At 58.0% G+C, this 1,595-nt stretch carries 1 protein-coding gene; it reads left to right on the top strand.

What is annotated here, in order from left to right; genetic code table 11:
• Window position 1: 1 nt before the first annotated feature.
• A partial coding sequence (locus OB13_RS12765) for a M28 family metallopeptidase (protein ID WP_461490553.1) occupies window positions 2-1,595 on the top strand: 1,594 nt, incomplete at its 3' end.

Genomic DNA, 1,595 nt, shown 5'->3' with positions numbered 1-1,595 from the left:
GCTGCTGAGTGAAAGTATACTTGCCCAGTCTCTTACCCTGGACAAGCCCGTAGAGAAATCACTTCAAAAGATCAGGGCCAAAGACATCAGGTCCCATGTGAAGTACCTGGCCGATGACCGCCTCCTGGGCCGCCAGCCCGGCACGCCGGGCTACCAGATGGCCGTGGACTACGTAGTGGACCACTATCAGAAAGCAGGGGTTGAACCAGCCGGGGAGAACAATACCTACCTGCAGCTGGTACGCTTGCGCCGCTCCTTCACCGGAAACGATGCCGCCCTTTCTACCAAAGATGCCGAAGGAAATGAAGTACAGCTGACCTACGGAAAAGACTTTTCGATCTACCCGCATGCCGAAGAGCAGCAGGTGCGTATAGAAGCGCCCCTGGTATTTGCAGGCTACGGCATCAGCGCTCCCGACCTGGGCTACGACGACTATGCAGGTATAGACGTGACCGGCAAAATCGTGGTGGTGCTCCGCGGAGCCCCAGCCAGCTTCCCTTCTACCGTATCGGCCTACAGCCGCGACATGATGACGGTGCTGCAGACGGCCGCTGACAAAGGCGCCATCGGCGTGATCGTAGCCTCCGTCAATCCCAAAGCGGGGGTTGCCAACCTGCAGCGCGGCACCTACAGTGTGATGGATGCCAACGGCAAAGTAGCTGTCTCCCGGAACTACGTATCGGATAAGATCCGCGTGCTGGCCACTATCAACGCCAAAACATTCCGCGACCTGTTGCAGGGCGCTCAGCTGGACACGACCAACCTCGTAGCCGGACTGAACCAGGGCAAAACAGCCTCTGCCCCGCTTAGCCATACCTTGCGCGCCAGCTATACCTCCACCTACCAGGACTTCGAAAGCCACAACGTAGTGGGCAAAATCACCGGCTCTGATCCGCAGCTGAAAGCAGAATATGTGGTGCACAGCGCCCACCTCGACCACGTAGGCGTGGGCAGGTCGGTAAACGGGGACTCCATCTACAACGGCGCCCACGACAATGCTTCGGGCGTTGGCAGCGTGCTCGAAATTGCCCGTACCTACGCCAGGCTACCCGAGAAACCGAAACGCTCCGTGCTGTTTGTGATGGTGACGGCCGAAGAAATGGGCCTGCTGGGTTCGGCCTACTTTGCCCGCTTCCCGACGGTGCCGGTGCAAAGCATCGTAGCGGACATCAACACCGATATGCCCACCATCATCGCCCCGCTCCTTTCGGTAGTAGGGCTGGGCGCCAACCACTCTACCCTGGAAAAGGAAGTGGCAGCCGCGGCGCAGTACCTTGGGCTGACCGTGGAAGAAGATCCGGAGCCAGACCAGATGCGCTTTATACGCAGTGACCAGTACAGTTTTGTGACTCAGGGTATACCTGCGCTGCACATCAAGTATGGCAACAAGACCCGCGACGGGCAGAACAACCTCAACAAGAAGGTAGAAGCTTGGCGGGCGATCCATTACCATAAGCCGCAGGATGAGTTCAACGATACCTTCGACTTTGACGCCGGCAAAAAGTACGCGCAGCTCAACTTCCTCATCAGCTACCAGGTAGCCAACAAAACAGAAAGACCGGCCTGGAAGCCAGGAGACTTCTTCGGAACCCGGT

The sequence above is a fragment of the Pontibacter sp. HJ8 genome, assembly GCF_054824225.1.
This window is presented reverse-complemented; position numbering and strand designations above follow the sequence as displayed.